Genomic DNA, 18,825 nt, shown 5'->3' with positions numbered 1-18,825 from the left:
CGCAGGCATGGCCACCACCGACCATCGCAAGCAAAGCCTCTATTTCCCCGAAGACATGCTGGAGGAAATCCAGCGTGAGGCCACGCGGCAGGACCGTTCGCTGTCGTGGATCGTCCAGCAGGCGTGGAAGGTGGCGCGCGCCGAGATTCGGCGGATGCCGTCGGTCAACGACGTGCTGAGCGCGCCTCCTCGTCCCGCCGCCGTCGCGGCGAGCCCAGCGGCGACGCCCGCGGCCACCACCCCGCTGGTGGCGGCGGCTCCGAGCTCGGACGAGCCGAAGTCCTGAAGGCCCCGCGAACGGCCCCCGGCAATCAACCTCCGGCGGGCCGCGCGGGTCGTGCGCAGTTCGAGAACGTGATTCGCGGCTTCTCGGTGAGCGACTGCTCGGGTGAGGGATGCCTCTCCCGCAGGTACGCCGAGGTGATGTTCGCGTCCGTCCCTCCCAGCTTCCGCGCCTGCACCGGGAAGCGGTCCGGGTTCTGGCCCGCGTTGCCGAACGCCTCCCCGTAACCGTCGCCGCCTCCGAGCAGGAAGCTGGGCATGGCCACGCGGTAGCGGATGCTCTCGTCGTCACGCGGCGGCAGGGGCACGGGCTGGCCGTTCACCGTCAGCGCCTCCACGCGCTGGCCGCGCGGGCTCGCGCAGTTGACGTGCATCGTCGTGCCCTCGGACAGGTGAAGGAACGCGCCGGACGGTGACGCGATGAGCTCCCCTTCCCGGTAGAGGCTGCCCACGCTGTTCTCCATCATCCTCACCAGCTCCTTCTCGGTGAGGTCCACGGAGACCACGAGGTTCTCGAAGAGGATGACCTCGTGGAGCACGCCGTCGGTGAGCGGCCCCTTGCGCAGCGCCTGGCGCGTGAAGCACAGGCCCTCCGCGCGCAGGGAGCCGCCGTTGATGACGCCCAGCACCGCGGGACGGGCCGAGCCATCCTCCGCGTGGCGGAACGCATCCGCCGCGGCCTGCGCCAGCGCGTTGTTGTCGTGCCAGACGAAGGGCTTGTCGAGCAGCACGTCCTGGCCCAGGTAGCCGACGACGGCGTCGGGGTCCGCGACGAGCGGCTGGCACGAGTCGTTGTAGGAGATGCACCCGGCCAGGGGCGAGGCCAGGGCGCACACGAGCGCGGCGACGAGGGACTTGGGCAGTGACATCAGAAGTGAGCCCTCACGGTGAGGTAGCCGGACATGCCCTCGCGCGGGAGGTTCCCGGTGACGCGGTCCGGCCGCGGCACGTCGTCGCGAAGGTCGTGGTCGAAGACGTTGTGCGCCACCAGCGACACCTCCCAGATGTCCAGGATGGGCTCGGTGCGAATCTGCGCGGTGACCAGGCTGTAGGCGGGAATCTTGTAGCGGCGCACCAGCTCCAGCACGGAGCGGCTGTTGTTGCGGCGCTCGGCGCCCGTGCGCACCACCACGTCGAAGTTCACCCACGCGCCGATGGGCATGGACACGCCCGCGTTGAAGCGCGCCTGCGGCGTGTCGGTGAGCAGCCGGGACTGCGAGGGCAGCTCCATGTCCTGCGCGCGGGAGATGCTCGCGTTGAACCAGGCGTTGGCGCGCTTGGAGGCCTCCAGGCGGGCCTCGCCCTCGATGCCGTACACGCGCACGCCCAGCTCGCGGTTGCGCAGCGGGACGATGTTGCCGGACGTGTCCACGGGGACGATGGGCGAGGAGAAGAGCTCCAGGTACGCGTTGGCGCGCAGCCGCACCCGCGCCTCGCCCGCGGACTGGATGAGGTCCGCGCCCAGCTCGAAGGTGTCCACGATGGCGGGCTGCAGGCTCGGGTTGCCCTCGAAGCGGCCCTGGTTGTAGTCGGTGTCGGGGATGCGCTCGACCAGCTCCTGCAGCGTGGGCGCGCGGAAGGCGCGGCCGTACAGGGCCTTGAGCACCAGCGCGTCCGTGGCGGAGAACACCAGGCCCACGCGCGGATTCACGCGCGCCACGAAGCTGGTGCCGGTGATGTCCCCGCTCGTCCCCACCGTGGGCAGCTGCGTGGCGTCCACGCGCACGCCGAAGGTGAGCGTCAGCGGCGCGATGACGGTCCACTGGTCCTGGGCGAAGGCGCCCACCGTCAGCCTGCGCGACGCCGCGCCGCCGGCCAGCTCCAGCAGGTCCGCCAGGCCCTCGGGCGTGGTGAAGCCGCCCGGGCGCACGCGCGCGTCCAGCGTGTAGTTCGTCTCGTAGGTGTAGTCGCCCAGCGACTGCTGCTCCACCACCGCGCCCACGGACAGGCGGTTGTTGGACGACAGGACGATGTCCGCGTCCACGCCGCCGGTCATCGAGCGCACCGAAATCTGCGTCTGTTCCCGCAGGCCGTTGTCGAACAGCTGGTTCGAGTCCGGGCCGGTGCGGAAGTTGCGAGGGGTGATCTGGAAGAGGCGGTCCGTGGACTGCTGGTCGAAGCCGGCGCGCGCGCGCAGCAGCACCGACGAGCCGATGTTCTTCTCCCAGTGGACGTCCGCCATGAGCACGTTCCACTTCAGCTCGGAGTCCTCGGCCACGACGTCGAACAGGCCGAGCAGCGCGGTGCGGTTCTCGGAGAGGTAGCGCACGGAGGCGGCCAGCCGTCCGGCGTCGCCCATGGAGTACGTCGCGCCGCCGCCCACGTTGAGCAGGAAGCGGTCATCGCGCGTCTTGCCGGCGGGGTCCTCCACCGAGCGCAGCCCCTGGGAGGTGGACTCGTCGTCCAGGCCGTCGTGGTCGATGATGTTCGCGTCGCCGGACTGGTTCCACACGTCCACGTCCGCGAACAGGCGCAGGTCGCCGAAGGTGTGCCCCGCGGAGGCGTGCCCGTTGACGGTGACGGCCAGCCGGTCGTCCTTCTCCGGGAAGCCGCCCGCGGACACGGCCGTGCGGACTCCGTCCGAGGTGTCGGTGACGATGTTGACCACGCCCAGGAACGCGCCGGCGCCGTACAGCGCGGAGCCCGGGCCACGGATGACCTCGATGCGCTCCAGGTTCTCCACCGGCAGGTTCATCATCGCCTTGCCGTCGAAGAAGTTGTTGAGCCGGTGGCCGTTGAGCAGGAACAGCACCTCCGCGTCGTTGCGCAGGCCGCGCACCGCCGTGCGGTGGAAGCCCTGCACGTCGCGGCTGACGGTGAGGCCAGGCACCACGTCCAGCACGTCCGCCACCGTGCGCGCGCCGAGCACGCTGATCTGCTCACGGTTGAAGGAGGCGCCGATGGCCGGCACCTTGCGGACCTTCTCCTCGTGGCGAGTGGCCAGCGCCAGCGTGTCCTCGGCGCTGTAGAGGGCCAGGTCGTCCTCCAGCTCCGTGCGCTGCGAGGAGACGGGCTCGCCACGCGAGGAGCCCGTGTCACGGGACGTATCGCGCGTGGATACCGATTCGCGCGAGGGCGACTCCCGCGTGACGCCCGGCTCGCGCGAGGTCACCGCGTCGCGTGAGGGAGGAGGCTCGCGGGACGGCTGCGACTCGCGCGTGGGCGCGTCTCTCGAGGTCGATGTGGTGTCGCGAGACGCACGCGAGGAATCACGCGACGTCGGGGAGCTCCCCTTCGGCGGCGGCGTGGACGACCCGCGCGAGTCCCGGGAGGTCTTGGGCGTGGGAGGAGGGACCCCCTCGTTCAGGTCCGCGGTGAGCGCGGCCATCGAGTCATCCTCGGAGGACGCGGAGGGACGCGAGCGCTCGTTCGTGGACGGAGGAGGAGGCCTGGTGACGCTGGGGCGCTCGTCGACGGTGGCCAGCGCGGGAGGCTCGGACGCGCCGGGCTTGCGCGCGGAGGCGGGCGCCTCTCCGGCCACGAACACGCGGGCGGGCCGCGAGGCGGACTGGAAGATGGCGATGCGCTCTCCGTCGGCGGTGAGGCCCTCGACGTAGTACTCGATGCCTGGAGGCACCATGTGCTCGGGAGGGATGACGGCGCGATACAGGTCGCCGTACTGGCGCTCCATCGGCACGCGGGCGAACGGCTCTCCCGGGCCCCGGTAGCGCACCTGCATCTCCAGGATGCGTGCGCCCTCCACGAGGGTGCCGTCGAGCCGCAGCGGCACGTTGGCCTCCGCGCGTGCCGGAGCGGAGTGGAGAAGAGAAGGCTCCTCGGCACGGACAGGCACCGCCAGGAAGAGCACGAAGCTGAGGAGGGTCGCGCGAGCGAGTGTGTTCTTCAAGCTGACTCAGATGGTCCATTGAGGCCCTCCCCGAGTCAAGGAAGGGGGTCTCGAGGCAGAGCGCCGCCGATTTTTTGCCGGGTCTCCGAGGCCGTGCGAGGGATCGCCGCACTCCATGCGCGACTCGCTCGCCCTGCACCTTGCCCTCTTCCGTCGACAGCGGGCACAAATCGCCCGCGTGGTGGACGGGCAGACAGATGCCTTCCGCTCCTACGAGGCCCGCTACCGGCGGCGCACCGCCAGCTATCGGCGCGTCCTGCCGCTGAGCGACGTCCACCAGCGCGTCGGCGCCTCGGACGTGGTGTACGTGGGCGACTACCACACGCTCCCCCTGGCCCAGCAGACGTACCTGGACCTCGCGGAGCGCGCCCTGTCCTCGGGCCGCCGCGTCGTGCTCGCCCTCGAGTGCATCGAGGGTCGTCACCAGGCCTCGCTCGATGCGTGGGGCACGGGACGCCTGTCGGAGCGCTCCCTCTTCGCACGCCTGGGGGCTGGTACGGAGGGTGCGGGCTTCGGCCCGGGAAGCGCTCCGCGCACCCTGCTCGCCTTCGCCCGGAAGCACCGCCTGGAGGTCATCGGAATCGACCGGCGGGCGCAGGGAGAGCGCTCCCTCGCGCTGCGAGACGCCTATGCCGCCGAGCGCGTCGCCCGCGCGGCCCGCGCCGAGGACCGTCCGTTGATCCTCGTCCTGGTGGGCCAGTACCACATCGCGCCGTGTCACCTGCCCGCGCAGGTGGAGCGGGCCCTGGGGGAGACCCCGCGTCGTGGCCTGGTCGTCTACCAGAACGCGGAGGGCGTCTGGTGGAAGCTGGCCCGCGACGGACAGATGGGCTCGGCCGAGGCCGTGGAGCTGGCCGACGACACCCTGTGCCTGCTCAACGCCTCCCCTGTCGTCTGTCAGCAGAGCTTCCTGGATTACCTGGAAGCCGAGGCGGGAGACGCGCCGCTGATGGACCGGGGCGCGGCGGAGCGGTTCCGGGAGATGGCGGCGCTCATCGGCCGACTGGCCGGAGTGCCGGTGGGTCGCGCGCTGGAGTCGGTGGAAGTCACCACGGTGGCGGACGGTGACGTGCTGGCGCGCATCCAGCAACGGGGGCGCTTCACGCAGACGGAGCTGTCGCAGCTTCGTCGGCACATCCTGTCGCGCGAGAGCAGCTACATCCCGCGTGCGCGCACGGCGTACCTGGCCTCGTTGTCGTTGAACCACGCCGCGGAGGAGGCCGCGCACTTCGTGCGGCACTGCGCGGTGGGCAGCGCGATGGAGGAGCCTCGCACGGCGTCAGAGGCGTTCTACGCGCGGTGCATGGAGGAGGCGCTGGGCTTCTTCGGCTCGCGGCTGGTCAATCCCCGCCGCACGTGCCTGAACCTGGCGGACTGGGTGCGACGCTTCGGTGAGACGCGAGGCGTGGACCGGCAGGTCTCCGCGTTCGTGCTCGCCCACGCGGCCGCCGAGTTGGAGGCGCCCGAGGAGGCGGTGAAGCTGCTGCCCCTGCGCAAGGACCGGCTGTTCCATGGCGTCAGCCACGGCCTGGGGTACCTGCTCGGCGACAAGCTCTACCGCGCCTTCGACGCGGGACAGGTGGACAAGGCCGAGGTCCGCGCCCTCTTCCGTGACCCGTTCGTGGACGCGCGCGCCGCGTACTTCACGTGGGCGGAGCGCCTGCGCGACTGAGGCTCAAGGGCTCGCCTTCACCTCGACCTCCACCTCGAGCTCTTCGTCGCCCGCCCAGCGAGGCAGGCTGAACCAGAGCTCCGAGGCACCCGACACGACATGGCGTCCCGGCGTGAGGACATGCAGTCGCTCCTGCGCCGGCTGCCCCGTGACACGCAGCACGTGGGGCGCCGCGGGCACCGCCAACATGATGACCGGGCTGATGGGCCGCCCCTTCGGCACGCGAATCTCGACCGCGTACTTCTGTGAGGGCCGCAGCTTGTGCACGGTGAAGCGGCTTTCCGGCTCCAGCTCGCTCGCGACTTCGGCGACGTTCAGCGGCCTCCCATCCCCCGCGCGCCCCAGCGCGGAGCGCACCTCCACGTCCACACGGCTGCCCCGCGTGAGCGCCCAGTCGCGCCCCCACAGGATGAACAACCACAGGTGCGTCACCCCCGTCACGCGTCGAGTCTCGGAGGACAGCTGCACCAGGCGCCGCTGGGGAGCGACCTCCGGGTCGGCGATGAACGCCAGGACACGTGACGAGCTCGGCGCGTGCCGGCCGTCTCCGTCGAGCACTCTCGACCAGCCATAGCCGTAGGGATTCGTGGTGCGCAGCGTGTACGTCTCCGCCGGGTCGAGCACGAGCTCCCGCGCCTTGCGCGTGGGATTGAACGATTGCCCGGATTCGCGCAGCAGCACGCGCGCGGGTGGGGCCTGGATCATCGACACCCCACTCTCCGAGGAGGCTGCGTCCTCCTCCGACAAGAGGTCCTCCTCCTCGGGGACGAGCTCCTCTTCTCCCACGTCCTCCGTGAGCTCGTCGGGGGGCGCCTCCGTCTCGGGCGGCTCTTCGCGATCGAATGCGGAATCCCACAGCAACTCCGCCACGAGGTCCTGGGAGACGGAGGTGCCCGGCTGGTACTCACGGCTCCACGACAAGTACCCCGCTTGCGCCACCTTCACGACGCGCCGCGAGGGCTCGTCCGAGAGGTCCAGCCTCAAGGGCGTCTGCCCGACCCGGACACCGTTGAGATACACCGTCGCCCCCGCGGGCGTGGAGCGAACCCACACGGGCTCGGGCGACAGGTAGTGCCGCATCCAGCCCCAGGCCCCCAGCGCCGTCAGGAGCAGGAGGACGAGCACCGCCAGGTTTCGGGGCCGCCGCATCGACGGCCCCATCTCCTGGACGAGCGTCGTCGCCCGCCTCACGACCCGCAGCGCGACGCCGTCCTGCACGGGCGTCGAGTCCGGCAACACCGGCTCGGTGATGGCCGCGCTCCTGGGCCGCGGCCTCGCCGCCATCACCTGCGTCACTGGGGCGACCTCCGCCGCGCCACCGACGGGCAGCTCCTGCGTCACCGGCGCGGCCTCGGCCCTCCGCTTCAACGGTGTGGGCCCCGCTCCGGAAGCCGTCAGCCACGCCTCCAGCTGCGCCTGGAAACCCGACGGGAACGCCACCACGCGCTTGCGCGCGGCCAGCTCCTCCTGGAAGAGCCAGCCCATCAGGTGCTTGCGCGTGTTGGTGGGGAACAGCGGCGCGTTCGTGCTCAGCCAATCCGAGAGGGACTGCTGCAGCGCCTCCGCCGTCCGGTAGCGCGCCTCCCGCGACGTCATCAGCGCGCGCTGGAGGATCTCCAGCATGGCCACGTCCAACGTCGGGTTGAGCTGCTGCGCGGGCGTCAGCCGCCCCTCCACCGTGCGGAACATCACCTCCAGCTCTCCGCCCTCGGTGGGGAGCTGCCCGCACAGCATCTGGTACAGCACCACGCCCACCGCATACACGTCCGAGCGTGCATCCAGCGCGTCCCCCTGCGCCTGCTCGGGTGAGAAGTACTGGAACTTGCCCCGCACCACGCCCACTTCGGTCTCCGGCCGTCCCACCAGCCGGGCCTTCGCGATGCCGAAGTCGGAGATCTTCACCTCCCCCTCGAAGCTCATCAGCACGTTGTCGGGGGAGATGTCGCGGTGCACCAGGCCCAGCGGCTCGCCCTGCTCATCGCGCACCAGGTGCGCGTAATGCAGCCCCCGGCACATGTCGATGGCGATGCCCGCGGCGATGGGCGCGGGGAGCCGCGGCAGGCCCTTCGTCCTCGCGCGCTTCATCACGTGGGACAGGGGATGCCCGTCCACCCACTCCATGGCGAGGAAGTACTCGCCCTCCACCTCACCGAAGTCGAACACCTGCACCACGTTGCCGTGGTTCAGGCTCACCGAGATGCGCGCCTCGTTGAGGAACATCTCCGTGAAGGCCGGGTCCCGCGCGTGGTGCCCCAGCACCCGCTTGATGACCACGGACTTGGTGACGCCAGGGGCCGCGGGGTACCGGGCCCGATAGACGACGGCCATGCCGCCCGCGCCCAGCCGCTCCAGCAATTCATAGCGACCGAACCACGTCCTCCCCGGGGTCGTCATGCCTGGAGAAACTACCATCCTCCAGACGTCGCCGTGCCCGCCCCCCGCACAATCCCAGACGCACCGCTCAAATCTTCGCGGGCGCGTTGGCCTTCATCGCGGCCTTCACCTTCTCGTGGAAGGCGCGGAAGCGCTCGCGGCCCTGCTGCCGCTGCTCCTCGGTGAGCTGGCCTCCGGCGGCCTCGCGCTGCGCCTTCCGCTCCTCCTGGAGCTGCTTCGCCTCGGCCTTGAACTGGTCCGCCTGCGCCTGGGTGAGCCGCCCATCCACCACCGCGCGGTCCAACCGGTGCTCCATCCGGGCCATCTTCCGCTCGCCCTTCATGCCCCGCTTGCCATGATGGCCGTGCCGCTCGCCGCTCTCCGCCGGCTTGTCCTCCGCCGCGGGCGCCGTGCTCTGCGCGAACACCGGGGTGGCCAGCAACAGCGACGCCGTGACGAGGGACCGCATGAGGAAATTCTGACGCATGGTGAGACACTCCGTTGGTTCGAGGAGCACGAGTCCAGCCCTGCTCGCGCCCTGTTGCCTTGGAGAACCCCACGCGAAAGCGAAGGTTAAATCCCGCCCCGGCCGTGACGCCGGAGCGGGCCTGCCCGCCTGGTGGGCTACTGCTCCGCCACGCAGTCGTTGAGGGGGAAGGACAGGTCATGCCGAGGCGTCTGCCCCGGGTCCTGGTTCACGACCGTGACGGCCAGCTGTTGGTCCGATGTCTCGATGGGGTTGGCGAACACCAGCGACTGCCGGGTGATCTTCGCCGAGGACATGAACGCCTTCGTCGTCGAGCCGTTCGCGTCACGCCGCCAGCAGTTGGCGATGCGCGGGTCCGACGCCGCGAAGTTGCAGGACGTGTACTGCCCCACCACCTCGCGCTTCAGCCGGATGCAGCGGCAGTCCCAGGGATCGTACTCGAGCGTCGCCACCACACCCTCGAACCCCGTCGCCGTCTCCTTCAGCTCGAAGTAACTCCCGTCCTGCGTCGTCTCGCAGTACAGCCGCACGTCGCCCACCGCGCGGTCCCTCTTCTCTTCCAGCGCCGCGCCCTCGCGCGACGTCACCGGCGAGGCCGACGGCTCACACCCCGCGCCCAGCAGCGCGAGGCTCACGACACAGAACGAGGAGAGATGCCTGGGGGTACGCATTGGCGCTCCTAGCGGGAAGTCCTGGGGAATCCAGGACAGCCCGCATGGGAGTCCCCCCGGACTCCACGGCGCAATGAACTTCCCCGTTCCAGGGACGAACGGTTACGGGAGGGGAGGCTTCACGGCGCGGGTGGCGATGAAGCCATCGATGTACTCGGAGAGCTTGTCGCTCGGGCCGAAGCCGTCCTCGAAGAAGCCGGTGAGGACGAAGCCCGCGCGGAGCTGGCCGCCCATCTGGTCCTCCAGGGAGTGGCCCACGCTGAGCGGCTCGTGCTTGTCGGTGTAGCGGCGCCGCTCGTCCTCCGTGAGGCTGGTGAAGTCCGAGTACGGCATCTTGTACTTGAGCTGCATCACGCCCTTCTCCTGGAGGTCCGGGTCGAGCAGGAAGATGAACGGGTTGCAGAAGCCCGTCAGCAGCGCGCCGCCGGGCCGCAGCACGCGGAACGCCTCGCGCCAGACCGGCTGGATGTCGTCCACGAAGCCGTTGGAGCACGGGTGGAAGATGAGGTCGAAGCTGCCGTCCTCGAAGACGGACAGGTCGCGCATGTCCCCCTCCTCCAGGCGCAGCGTCAACCCCTCGCGCTCGGCCACCAGCCGGTCCTGCCCGAGCTGCGCCGGCGAGTTGTCGAGCACCGACACCTTCGCGCCCGCCGCCGCGAGGATGGGCGCCTGCTGTCCGCCCGAGCCCGCCAGACACAACACCCGCTTGCCGGCGACCTCACCGAACCACTCCCGGGGGACAGTCTTCGTCGGCGTGAGCAGGATACCCCACTCGCCCTTGCGCGCCGCCGCGATGACCTCCGGCCCCACCGGCACCGTCCAGCGGTTGCCCAGGGACACCTGGCGGTTCCAGGCGTCACGGTTGTGCTTCCGTACATCGATGGCGTCAGTCGTCATGCAGCACCCGTCCTTCCATGCCCCCGGCGACGGTGATGACTTCACCCGTCACGTGGCCGGAGACGAAATCCGACGCGAGCATCACCACCGCGCGCGCCACGTCCTCGGGCTGGCCCACCTTGCGCAGCGGCATGGTGCGCGTCACCCGCTTCACGAAGCCATCCGCCTTCAGCTTGTCGCGGTTCCGGTCCACTTCCGTCCAGCCAGGGCACACCACGTTGACGCGGGCCAGGGGGGCGATGCGGCCCAGCTCGTTCTTCAGGCTGCGCAGGAACCCGCTCGCCAGCGCGCCCTTGGCCGCCCCGTAGTCGGCGTGTCCCGCCTCACCGAACAGGCCCGCCGTGGAGCTGACGATGACGATGTTGCCCACGCCCGTCGTCTTCACGTGGCGCAGGAAGGCGCGGCAGCACAGGAAGACGCTGTCCAGGTTCTCCGCCAGCGTGCGGCGCCAGCGCTCGAGCGACATCTCCCACACCGGCACGTCCGGGGCCGGATACACGCCCGCGTTGCACACGAGCACGTCCAGTCGTCCCAGGGCCGCGACCGACGCGGGCACCAGCGCGTCCACCTGGGGCTCCACCGTCAGGTCCGCGCCCACCGCCGCGCCGCCCACCTGCCCCGCCAGCTCGCGCGCCTTGGCCTCTCGGGAGTGGTAGTGCACCGCCACCTTCGCGCCCTCGGCGGCGAAGGCCTGGACGATGGCCGTGCCGATACCGCCCGCGCCGCCCGTCACCAGGACGCCCTGCCCCTTCAGCTCCGTGTCCATGCGTATGCCTCCTCGGAAGTGAGTGAGACCCTCACGCGCCGGAGTCCGGGCGAACGAGCGGCGTCCGGCGAACGCCGACGCGAAGGGGCCCCGGGTGCTGACATGTCGGGAAAGAAAAACCGCCGACACACTCAGGTGCGTCGGCGGCGGGTTCAGCTCAATCGCAAGAGCTTGCGAGCCTGCTCGGGAGTCGCGGGCTCCCGGCCGTGGGCCCGAGCCCGTCTGGCGGCCTCGGCCACCAGCTCCCAGTTGCCCTTCGCCAGCACGCCCTTGGACACGTAGATGTTGTCCTCCAGGCCCACGCGCGCGTTGCCGCCGCGCTTCGCCGCCTCGTCCACGAACGCGAGCTGGAAGCGCCCCACGCCCGCCACCGTCCAGGTGCTGCCCTCCGGCAGCGAGGCGATCATGAAGTCCAGCACCTCCGGCCGCGCCTGCAGCGTGCCCGGCACCCCGAGCACGAAGTCGAAGTGCGCGGGCAGGTCCACCAGGCCCTCCTTGGCCAGGTAGCGGGCCTCGTCGATCATGCCCACGTCGAAGCACTCCAGCTCCGGCCGCAGCCCGAGCGCGCGGATGCGCTTCGCGATGTCGCGCACCAGCGGGCGGGGATTCCAGAAGACCTCCTCGCCGAAGTTGACCGTGCCCGTGGTGAGGGTGGCCATGTCCGGCCGGTCCTCGCCCGTCAGCGTGAGCGGCCCGCAGCGCTGGTCCACCGTCATGCCCACCGCGCCGCCGGTGGACGTCTGGATGAGCACGTCGGTGCGCTTGCGGATGGCGCGGATGGCGGCCCGGAACAGCTCCGCGTCCTGGGACGGCTTGCCGTCGGGCGTGCGCACGTGCAGGTGCACCATGGCCGCGCCGGCCTCGCGGCAGCGCGCCGCGTCTTCCGCGATCTCCTCGGCGGTGATGGGCAGGTGCGGCGTCTGCTCGCGCGTCGTCTCCGCGCCCACCATCGCCGCGGTGATGACCATGGGAGTGCTCATCGCTGACCTCGCTGCTTGTCCTTGGGAACCACGCAGGTGCCCGAAGCACGGCACACGACGATGGGCTCCGGCAACAGGTCCGCCGCCGAGTCATTCACATCTGGACGCGGGCGGATGACCTTGCGCGCCTCGAAGCGCATCTTGCGCGACGTGTTGCCCGCGCTGACGATTTCGCCCTCCGCCTCGATGAAGTCCCCCGCGTACACCGGGGCCAGGAACTCCACCGAGTCGTACGCGCGGAACAGGCCCTCGTCGCCGTCGGCCCGGATGCACAGCTCCGTGGCCACGTCGCCGAACAGCCCGAGCATCCGCGCGCCGTCCACCAGGTTGCCGCCGTAGTGCGCGTCATGGCTGCTCATGCGCAGGCGGATGATGGCCTTGGTTCCCGTGCTCACGTGGGCTCTCCCTGGTAGTGCATGTCCTGGGGCTCCTTGCCCAGCTTCTTCAGGAGCGCGTGGACGATGTAGTTGGCCACGTCGGAGGGCTTGGTGCCCGGGCCGAAGCCCGCGTCGAAGCCCAGCTCCAGCGCCAGCTTGTGGTCCACGCGCGGCCCGCCCAGCAGCAGCTGCACCTTGCCGTGGATGCCCGCCGCCTTGGCCGCCTCGATGAACTGACGCGAGTTGTCCTTGTGCACGTCGCGCTGGGTGACCACCTGGCTCACCAGGATGGCGTCGGCGTTCTTCGCCATGGCCCGCTTGATGAGGTCCTCGTTGGGCACCTGGCTGCCCAGGTTGAACGCCTCGAACCCGGGGTAGCGCTCCAGGCCGTAGTCGCCCGCGTAGCCCTTCATGTTGAGGATGGCGTCGATGCCCACCGTGTGCGTGTCCGTGCCGGTGCACGCGCCGAACACGACGATGCGCCGGGCGACCTTCTCCTTGATGAAGGCGTTGAGGTCGTCGAAGGACATCTTCTTCACGACGACTTCGGGCACGTCGATTTCGGCGTAGTCCAGCGTGACGCCCGAGCGGGCGTACACGATGAAGAACGTGTAGCTGTCCGCGGCGCGCTCGGCGGCGGCCACCTTCACGTCGGTGAACCCCATCTTGCGCGTGAAGACGGCGGCGGCCTCCTTGGCCTTCTCCGACAGGGGCACCGGCAGCGTGAACGACAGCTGCACCACGCCGTCGTCCCGCCGGTCACCGTAAGGACGGATGATCTGCTTGCTCGGCTTCACCATCGCGTCATTTCCCCCGCGCCCGCTGGAACTTCACGCTCCCGGCCACCTTCTCCGCCAGGGGCGCGAAGCGCTCCTTCTTGCCCTGCTCCAGGTGGAAGACCACGGACCACGTCGTGCGTCCGTCACAGCCCACGTACGTCCAGGTATCCACCAGCGCCCCGTTCGTCGACGCGTCCGTGTCCAGCCGCCGCGCCGCCGGCTGCCCGCCGACCTTGAGCTTCTCCCAGCCCGTGCCGCCGCTGCCGGTGACGATCTTGTCCACGCAGACCTGCGCCTTCATGCCCGCCGTCTGCACCGCGCCCACGTCCACCAGGAAGTACGCGTCCCCGCTGGGCGCCGTGAACTTCGCCGTCCCGTCCTCGTTGGAGCGCGTCCAGGCGGCCGGCACCTGCACGGCCACGTTCTTCACCTGGAACTGCGTCAGCGCGTCCGCCGAGCCACCCGCCGCCATCACCACCGTCAGGATGGTACCGACAATCATTGTGCCTCCAGGATTTCCAGGAACGGATTGAAGTAATCGGGAGCCTTCTCCAGCACGCCGTCCAGACCCTTGCCGCCGGTCTCCTCGCGCTTGACGTCGCCGAAGTGCCCCTTGCCGATGGCGGCCACCATGCCCTCGTCCCGGCACTCCTGGAGCAGCTTCATCGCCTGGGCGAACACCTCGCGCGCCCGGTTGGCGATCTTCCCGTCCTCGCGGACGGTGAACTCCTCGTCGATGCCCCGCGCCGCGCGGTGGATGTAGTTGGCGGACTTGAGCGCCACGTAACGGTCCGCCAGCAGCGGCGTGTGCATGGCCTCGGTCATCATGCCGAGCAGCTGGATGCCCTGCCGCGTCCAGATGGCCACCAGGTCCGCCATCACGTCGTACGCGTGGCTGAAGAAGATGTCCGTCTCCTTGTGCTTGGTGGGCGGCATGTACTTCAGCGGCGCGTCCGGGAAGCAGCGGCGCACCAGCATCGCCTGGGACAGCTCCAAGAGCAGCGTGTCGTCGCGGTACGGGTCGATTTCGTACGAGTGACCGATGCCCAGCTGCCAGTCCTTGAGGCCCGCGCGCTTGGCGAAGCACTCGTTGATGAACTGGCTGGCGATGACGGTGTGGGCCGCGTCGTACGCGTCCGCGGTGGTGATGTAGTTGTCCTCGCCGGTGTTGATGATGATGCCGGCCAGGGCGCAGATGCGGCGGCTGAAGTACTGGTCGATGAACGTGCGCCGCATGTTGATGTCACGGAAGAGGATTCCGTACATCGCGTCGTTGAGCAGCATGTCCAGCTTCTCGTAGGCCGCGCAGAAGGCGATCTCCGACATGCACAGGCCGGACGAGTAGTTGGTGAGCTGGATGTAGCGCTTGAGCTTGCGGCTCTCGTCGTCCAGGGCCTCGCGCATGATGCGGAAGTTCTCCTGGGTGGCGTAGGTGCCGCCGTAGCCCTCCGTCGTCGCGCCGTGGGGCACGTAGTCCAGCAGCGACTGCGCGGTGGAGCGGATGACGGCGATGACGTCCGCGCCCGCCTGGGCCGCGGCCCGGGCCTGGTCCACGTCGTCGTAGATATTGCCCGTGGCGACGATGACGTACTTGTGCGGCGCGGGCGACATGGGGAACTGCTTGCGCAGGTCCTCGCGCGCGGTGATTCGGGCCTTCATGTCCTCGAAGGCGGAGCGGGCCTCGGAGCGGACCTCGTCGCGCAGGTTCTGCTCCACTTCGGGAGACAGGGGGCCCAGCTTGTCGGTGGGCAGCGCCGTCAGCCGCTCCACGGCCTCCAGCGGGCTCTTGGCGCCCAGGTGCAGCGCGCGGCCGTACCAATAGGCGGCGCCCCGATTGAGGACGCCCGCGGCCTTGAGCTTGTCGACCATCAGGTTGGCGAGCGGCACCCCTCGCGCGCCTGCTCCGGAGATTCCGAAGAAGCGCAACACGGTGCGCTCAATCGATACAGTGGTGTTACGGCGGATGAGGTCGAAGATCGGATTGACGATCTCCTCCGCCAGAGTGCGCGCATGCGCAATCTGCGCGTCGTCGATGAACGGGCCTGGCATGGGCGCACCTTACCCGCCCGAACGCCTACAGGAAGCGCCGAAGCATACCGGAATGGCGCTGCCGCACCGCATTATCGGTTGACTGCCCTCGACACCGAAAAACAGGGGTCCCCCCCACCGAGGGGACGGTGACATCACCGAAATGCCGGTGACACGGGACCTCCAACGGCCCTCAAGCGCTCGGAATTATTGGATTCCAAGAGACGGCACGGTGCGTGCTTTGGAGCGGCTCCGCCTCATCCCCCGAGAGGAGTCTCCGCATGAAGACGCGTTCGCTGCTGCTGTCCGCCGTCCTGTTGAGTGGTCCCGCGCTCGCAGCCAATCCACCGCCGCTCACCACGGACACGGGTGCCACCGTGGGCACCAACCAGAGCTCCAAGACAGCGGGTCCGCGCGGCGGAATCCTGCTGGAGGACTTCCACCTCATCGAGAAGCTGGCCCGGTTCGACCGGGAGCGCATCCCGGAGCGCGTGGTGCATGCGCGCGGCGCGGGCGCGTATGGCGTCTTCGAGAGCTACGGCAACTTCTCCAACCTGACGCGCGCGTCGCTCTTCGCCAACAAGGGGAAGAAGACGCCGATGTTCGTGCGCTTCTCCACCGTCATCCATCCGTCCGGCTCGCCGGAGACACTGAGAGACCCGCGCGGCTTCGCGCTCAAGTTCTACACGGACGACGGCAACTGGGACCTGGTGGGCAACAACCTGCCCATCTTCTTCATCCGCGACGCCATCAAGTTCCCGGACATGGTGCACTCGCTCAAGCCGTCGCCCGTCACCAACAAGCAGGACCCGAACCGCTTCTTCGACTTCTTCTCCCACATCCCCGAGTCCACGCACATGCTGACGCAGCTGTACTCGGACATCGGCATCCCGGCGAACTACCGGCAGATGAACGGGCACGGCGTGCACGCGTTCAAGTTCGTCAACGCCAAGGGTGAGTACAAGTACGTGAAGTTCAACTGGGCCTCGCAGCAGGGCGTCAAGAGCCTCACCAACGAGGAGGCCTCGCGCATCGCCGGTGAGGACCACCAGAACGCCACCACGGACCTGTACGCGTCCATCGGCGCGGGGAAGTTCCCCTCGTGGGAGCTGTCGGCGCAGGTGTTGGACCCGAAGGACCTGGACGGCTTCGCGTTCAACCCGTTGGACCCGACGAAGGTCTGGCCCGAGGACAAGGCGCCCTCCGTCAAGCTGGGCAAGTTCACGCTCAACAAGCTGCCGGACAACTTCTTCGAGGAGACCGAGCAGGCGGCGTTCTCCCCCGGCGTGCAGCCCTCCGGCATCGAGCCGTCCGAGGACCGCCTGCTGCAGGGCCGGCTCTTCTCCTACGCGGACACGCAGCGCTACCGCGTCGGCGCCAACTACCAGTCGCTGCCCGTCAACCGCGCGCGCGCCTCGGTGAACAACAACAACCAGGCCGGCGCCATGAACGTGGCGAACACGAAGTCGGACGTGAACTACGAGCCGAGCATCGCCCGCGAGTCGCAGGAGGCCCCCCAGCACCTGTTCTCCCAGCTGCCCCTGTCCGGCACCACGCAGCAGCAGCCCATCGAGAAGACGGACAACTTCTCGCAGGCGGGCGCGTTCTACGCCTCGTTGGATCCTGCGGCCCGCGAGCGCCTGGTGAAGAACCTGGCCGGGGACCTGGGCCAGGTGCGTGACGCCCGCGTGAAGGCGCGCATGGTGGGCCACTTCTTCGTCGCCAACGAGGAGTACGGCACCAAGCTGGCCAAGGCGGTGAACGTGAAGGTGGATGACGCCCGCGCCGCCGTGGCGCCGCTCGCCACCCGCTGAAGCACTCCTGAGTGAAGCACCGGGGCCCGTGCCTGAGCACCGGCGCGGGCCCCTCCCCTCTCATCCACCTGGAGGATGAACATGTTCCGCAAGCTGCTCCTCGGAGCCCTCGGTCTGCTGGTCCTGGTGTGCGTGGTGGCGACGGCCGCGTGGTACTCGCTGAAGGCCGAGCCCGTGTCCCAGGGGCGTCTGCTCGCCGCGAACGAGGCGGAGCGCTACCTGCTCGCCGCCGCGCGTGTGGGTGACACGGAGGTCGTCTCCGGCCTGGTGAAGGCGGGAGCGTCCGCGGAGGCCCGGGACGAGCGCGGCTTCACGCCGCTCATCCTCGCCGCCTACCACGGACATCTGGACACCGTGCGCGTGCTGCTCTCGGCGGGTGTGGATGCCTGCGCCGGGGACAAGCGCGGCAACACCGCGCTCATGGGCGCGGCCTTCAAGGGCCATGCGGACATCGTCACGCTGCTCAACGCGCAGCCGTGCGCCGTGGACCAGGCCAACAGCCTGGGCCAGACGGCGCTGATGTTCGCCTCGCTCTTCGGTCGGCAGGAGGTGGTGGACGCGCTCCGACAGAAGGGCGCGTCCACGGAGGTCCAGGACGCCAGCGGTCGCAGCGCCGCCGACTGGGCCCGGACGCAGAGCGCGCCCCAGGCCCCCGTGGCGCCCGCCCCCGCGTCACCCGAAGACACCTCCGCCGGGAGATAGCCTCGCGACGGAGGTCCGCCGCTCAGACGTAGCGGGTGGCGAAGAGCTGGAGCAGCGCGGGCTCGGTGCGCAGCAGGGCCAGGGTGAGCGAGGCGTGGCCGGGCACGTAGCCGTTGCCCACCAGCATGGTGACGTCCTTGCCCACGCCCTCGGCGCCGAGCGCGGCCGTGGTGAAGCTGGTGGCCATGGAGAAGAAGATGGCCGTGCCGCCATCCTTCACCGAGAGGATGGTGGCCATCTCCGTGTTGCCCACGCTCGCGCAGTTCACCACCAGGTCGCAGAGCTGACCGCCGGTGGCCTGGCTCACCGCCTCCATCACGTCCACGCCCTGCGTCGCGTCCACCTTCAGCGCGACGTCGCACAGGCCGATGGCCGTCAGCGCGTCCAGCGCCGCCTGCGACACGTCCATCGCGATGAGCTGTCCCCGGCTCTCCAGATTTCGCCGGGCCTGGGCCAGACACAGCGCGCCGCTCTTGCCCGCGCCCAGCACCGCCACCGTCATGCCCGGCCGCACGTAGCGCGCCACCAGCGCGGGCGCGCCACACACGTCGAGCGCCGCCAGCGCCAGCGTGTCCGGGAGGTCCGCCGGCAGCTTCGCGTAGATGCCCGTGGCGAAGAGCAGCGCGTGGCCGCGGATGTCCAGGCGGTCGATGTCCACGTGGACCGCCTTCACCTCCTCGATGACCAGCGGCGTCAGCGTCAGGCTCACCAGCGTGGCGATGCGGTCGCCCACCTGGAGCTGCCCCTGCGCGGGGTGCCTGGCGCCAATCTGCTTCACCCGGCCAATCAACATGCCGCCCGAGCCCGTCACGGGGTTCTGCATCTTCCCGCGCTCGAGGACGATCTCCTGGATGCGCGCGCCGATGCGCGCCGGGTCTCCACCCACCTCGCCCTTGATCTGCTTGAAGGAGGCCGCGTCGATGTTGAGGCTCTCCACGTCGATGAGCACCTCCGAATCACGGCACGGCAGCGAGGGGTCCAGCTTGCGCGCGCGCTGCGGCAGCACGCCCTTCTCGCCGACGACGCGGGACAGCCCGTAGAGGTCGTTGCTCATGTTCCCATCTCCCTGAAGGTCCATCCGCGCCCGCAGCCGAGCGGCCTGTCGCGCGGGAGTCCTGCGTCTATCCGCTCCGCCGGGGGGATGGCCAGC

17 protein-coding genes are annotated in these 18,825 nt (G+C 69.7%); 4 read left to right on the top strand and 13 right to left on the bottom strand.

The annotated features are described in order from the left end of the window. Nucleotides 1–7 precede the first annotated feature (7 nt). Nucleotides 8–286 (top strand): TIGR04563 family protein, encoded by a 279-nt coding sequence (locus tag LXT21_RS41235; RefSeq protein WP_254043748.1) that lies wholly within the window; start codon nt 8–10, stop codon nt 284–286. 25 nt (nt 287–311) lie between these two features. Here LXT21_RS41235 and LXT21_RS41230 read toward each other — a convergent pair whose 3' ends face one another. Continuing rightward, nucleotides 312–1,151: a 5'-nucleotidase C-terminal domain-containing protein gene (locus tag LXT21_RS41230; RefSeq protein WP_254043747.1), complete on the bottom strand. Its 840-nt coding sequence runs from the start codon at nt 1,149–1,151 to the stop codon at nt 312–314. After that, nucleotides 1,151–4,129, bottom strand: coding sequence for a TonB-dependent receptor plug domain-containing protein (locus LXT21_RS41225; protein WP_254043746.1), 2,979 nt, complete (start codon nt 4,127–4,129; stop codon nt 1,151–1,153). Before LXT21_RS41225 ends, LXT21_RS41230 begins: the two co-directional genes overlap by 1 nt. Before the next feature lie 115 nt (nt 4,130–4,244). Between LXT21_RS41225 and LXT21_RS41220 the strand changes: the two genes are divergently transcribed. Beyond that, on the top strand, nt 4,245–5,801 hold the full coding sequence (locus LXT21_RS41220; RefSeq protein ID WP_254043745.1) for a ChaN family lipoprotein: 1,557 nt from the start codon (nt 4,245–4,247) through the stop codon (nt 5,799–5,801). A 3-nt stretch (nt 5,802–5,804) separates the two neighbouring features. On the opposite strand, the gene LXT21_RS41215 is transcribed toward LXT21_RS41220, so the two are convergent. The 10 genes from LXT21_RS41215 to kamD all read right to left on the bottom strand — a co-directional run bounded on the left by LXT21_RS41215 (nt 5,805) and on the right by kamD (nt 15,180). Beyond that, nucleotides 5,805–8,195 (bottom strand): serine/threonine protein kinase, encoded by a 2,391-nt coding sequence (locus LXT21_RS41215; protein WP_254043744.1) that lies wholly within the window; start codon nt 8,193–8,195, stop codon nt 5,805–5,807. A gap of 67 nt (nt 8,196–8,262) precedes the next feature. Further along, a complete protein-coding gene (locus LXT21_RS41210) occupies nt 8,263–8,661 on the bottom strand; it encodes a hypothetical protein (protein WP_254043743.1) in 399 nt (132 codons plus the stop codon). Nucleotides 8,662–8,798: 137 nt separating this feature from the next. Continuing rightward, nucleotides 8,799–9,332, bottom strand: coding sequence for a hypothetical protein (locus tag LXT21_RS41205; RefSeq protein ID WP_254043742.1), 534 nt, complete (start codon nt 9,330–9,332; stop codon nt 8,799–8,801). Nucleotides 9,333–9,434: 102 nt separating this feature from the next. Further along, nucleotides 9,435–10,229, bottom strand: a complete 795-nt coding sequence (locus LXT21_RS41200) for a class I SAM-dependent methyltransferase (protein ID WP_254043741.1) — start codon at nt 10,227–10,229, stop codon at nt 9,435–9,437. Then, the gene (locus LXT21_RS41195; RefSeq protein WP_254043740.1) at nt 10,219–10,995 is read right to left on the bottom strand and encodes an SDR family NAD(P)-dependent oxidoreductase; all 777 of its coding nucleotides are present in this window, start codon (nt 10,993–10,995) and stop codon (nt 10,219–10,221) included. The genes LXT21_RS41200 and LXT21_RS41195 overlap by 11 nt, the downstream gene beginning before the upstream one ends. Before the next feature lie 152 nt (nt 10,996–11,147). Beyond that, entirely contained in the window at nt 11,148–11,975 is an 828-nt protein-coding gene (gene kce, locus LXT21_RS41190; RefSeq protein ID WP_141324211.1) for a 3-keto-5-aminohexanoate cleavage enzyme, read from the bottom strand. Beyond that, a complete protein-coding gene (kal, locus tag LXT21_RS41185; RefSeq protein WP_141324212.1) occupies nt 11,972–12,370 on the bottom strand; it encodes a 3-aminobutyryl-CoA ammonia lyase in 399 nt (132 codons plus the stop codon). Before kal ends, kce begins: the two co-directional genes overlap by 4 nt. Further along, the gene (gene kamE / locus LXT21_RS41180) at nt 12,367–13,152 is read right to left on the bottom strand and encodes a lysine 5,6-aminomutase subunit beta (RefSeq protein ID WP_254043739.1); all 786 of its coding nucleotides are present in this window, start codon (nt 13,150–13,152) and stop codon (nt 12,367–12,369) included. Before kamE ends, kal begins: the two co-directional genes overlap by 4 nt. Before the next feature lie 4 nt (nt 13,153–13,156). Further along, entirely contained in the window at nt 13,157–13,633 is a 477-nt protein-coding gene (locus LXT21_RS41175) for a hypothetical protein (RefSeq protein WP_046714529.1), read from the bottom strand. Beyond that, nucleotides 13,630–15,180: a lysine 5,6-aminomutase subunit alpha gene (gene kamD / locus LXT21_RS41170; RefSeq protein WP_254043738.1), complete on the bottom strand. Its 1,551-nt coding sequence runs from the start codon at nt 15,178–15,180 to the stop codon at nt 13,630–13,632. The genes LXT21_RS41175 and kamD overlap by 4 nt, the downstream gene beginning before the upstream one ends. A gap of 260 nt (nt 15,181–15,440) precedes the next feature. On the opposite strand from kamD, the gene LXT21_RS41165 reads away from it, so the two are divergent. Then, nucleotides 15,441–16,973: a catalase gene (locus LXT21_RS41165; RefSeq protein WP_254043737.1), complete on the top strand. Its 1,533-nt coding sequence runs from the start codon at nt 15,441–15,443 to the stop codon at nt 16,971–16,973. A gap of 81 nt (nt 16,974–17,054) precedes the next feature. After that, a complete protein-coding gene (locus tag LXT21_RS41160) occupies nt 17,055–17,675 on the top strand; it encodes an ankyrin repeat domain-containing protein (RefSeq protein WP_254043736.1) in 621 nt (206 codons plus the stop codon). Between the two features lie 22 nt (nt 17,676–17,697). Here the strand turns inward: LXT21_RS41160 and kdd are convergent, their stop codons facing one another. Then, complete coding sequence (gene kdd / locus LXT21_RS41155) at nt 17,698–18,729, bottom strand: L-erythro-3,5-diaminohexanoate dehydrogenase (RefSeq protein ID WP_254043735.1); 1,032 nt, start codon at nt 18,727–18,729, stop codon at nt 17,698–17,700. Nucleotides 18,730–18,825 lie beyond the last annotated feature (96 nt).

The organism is Myxococcus guangdongensis (assembly GCF_024198255.1).
GTDB classification, from domain to species: domain Bacteria; phylum Myxococcota; class Myxococcia; order Myxococcales; family Myxococcaceae; genus Myxococcus; species Myxococcus guangdongensis.
Note: the sequence above shows the minus strand (reverse complement) of the source record. Positions and strands in the feature narration are given on the sequence as shown.

What these genes read in the sequence shown, in the direction of transcription:
- LXT21_RS41165 (WP_254043737.1), top strand. Translation starts at nt 15,441, where the DNA reads ATGAAGACGCGTTCGCTGCTGCTGTCCGCCGTCCTGTTGAGTGGTCCC.
- kamE (WP_254043739.1), bottom strand. Translation starts at nt 13,152, where the DNA reads ATGGTGAAGCCGAGCAAGCAGATCATCCGTCCTTACGGTGACCGGCGG.
- LXT21_RS41200 (WP_254043741.1), bottom strand. Translation starts at nt 10,229, where the DNA reads ATGACGACTGACGCCATCGATGTACGGAAGCACAACCGTGACGCCTGG.
- LXT21_RS41175 (WP_046714529.1), bottom strand. Translation starts at nt 13,633, where the DNA reads ATGATTGTCGGTACCATCCTGACGGTGGTGATGGCGGCGGGTGGCTCG.
- kamD (WP_254043738.1), bottom strand. Translation starts at nt 15,180, where the DNA reads ATGCCAGGCCCGTTCATCGACGACGCGCAGATTGCGCATGCGCGCACT.
- LXT21_RS41195 (WP_254043740.1), bottom strand. Translation starts at nt 10,995, where the DNA reads ATGGACACGGAGCTGAAGGGGCAGGGCGTCCTGGTGACGGGCGGCGCG.
- LXT21_RS41235 (WP_254043748.1), top strand. Translation starts at nt 8, where the DNA reads ATGGCCACCACCGACCATCGCAAGCAAAGCCTCTATTTCCCCGAAGAC.
- kce (WP_141324211.1), bottom strand. Translation starts at nt 11,975, where the DNA reads ATGAGCACTCCCATGGTCATCACCGCGGCGATGGTGGGCGCGGAGACG.
- LXT21_RS41205 (WP_254043742.1), bottom strand. Translation starts at nt 9,332, where the DNA reads ATGCGTACCCCCAGGCATCTCTCCTCGTTCTGTGTCGTGAGCCTCGCG.
- LXT21_RS41210 (WP_254043743.1), bottom strand. Translation starts at nt 8,661, where the DNA reads ATGCGTCAGAATTTCCTCATGCGGTCCCTCGTCACGGCGTCGCTGTTG.
- LXT21_RS41215 (WP_254043744.1), bottom strand. Translation starts at nt 8,195, where the DNA reads ATGACGACCCCGGGGAGGACGTGGTTCGGTCGCTATGAATTGCTGGAG.
- LXT21_RS41220 (WP_254043745.1), top strand. Translation starts at nt 4,245, where the DNA reads ATGCGCGACTCGCTCGCCCTGCACCTTGCCCTCTTCCGTCGACAGCGG.
- kdd (WP_254043735.1), bottom strand. Translation starts at nt 18,729, where the DNA reads ATGAGCAACGACCTCTACGGGCTGTCCCGCGTCGTCGGCGAGAAGGGC.
- LXT21_RS41230 (WP_254043747.1), bottom strand. Translation starts at nt 1,151, where the DNA reads ATGTCACTGCCCAAGTCCCTCGTCGCCGCGCTCGTGTGCGCCCTGGCC.
- LXT21_RS41160 (WP_254043736.1), top strand. Translation starts at nt 17,055, where the DNA reads ATGTTCCGCAAGCTGCTCCTCGGAGCCCTCGGTCTGCTGGTCCTGGTG.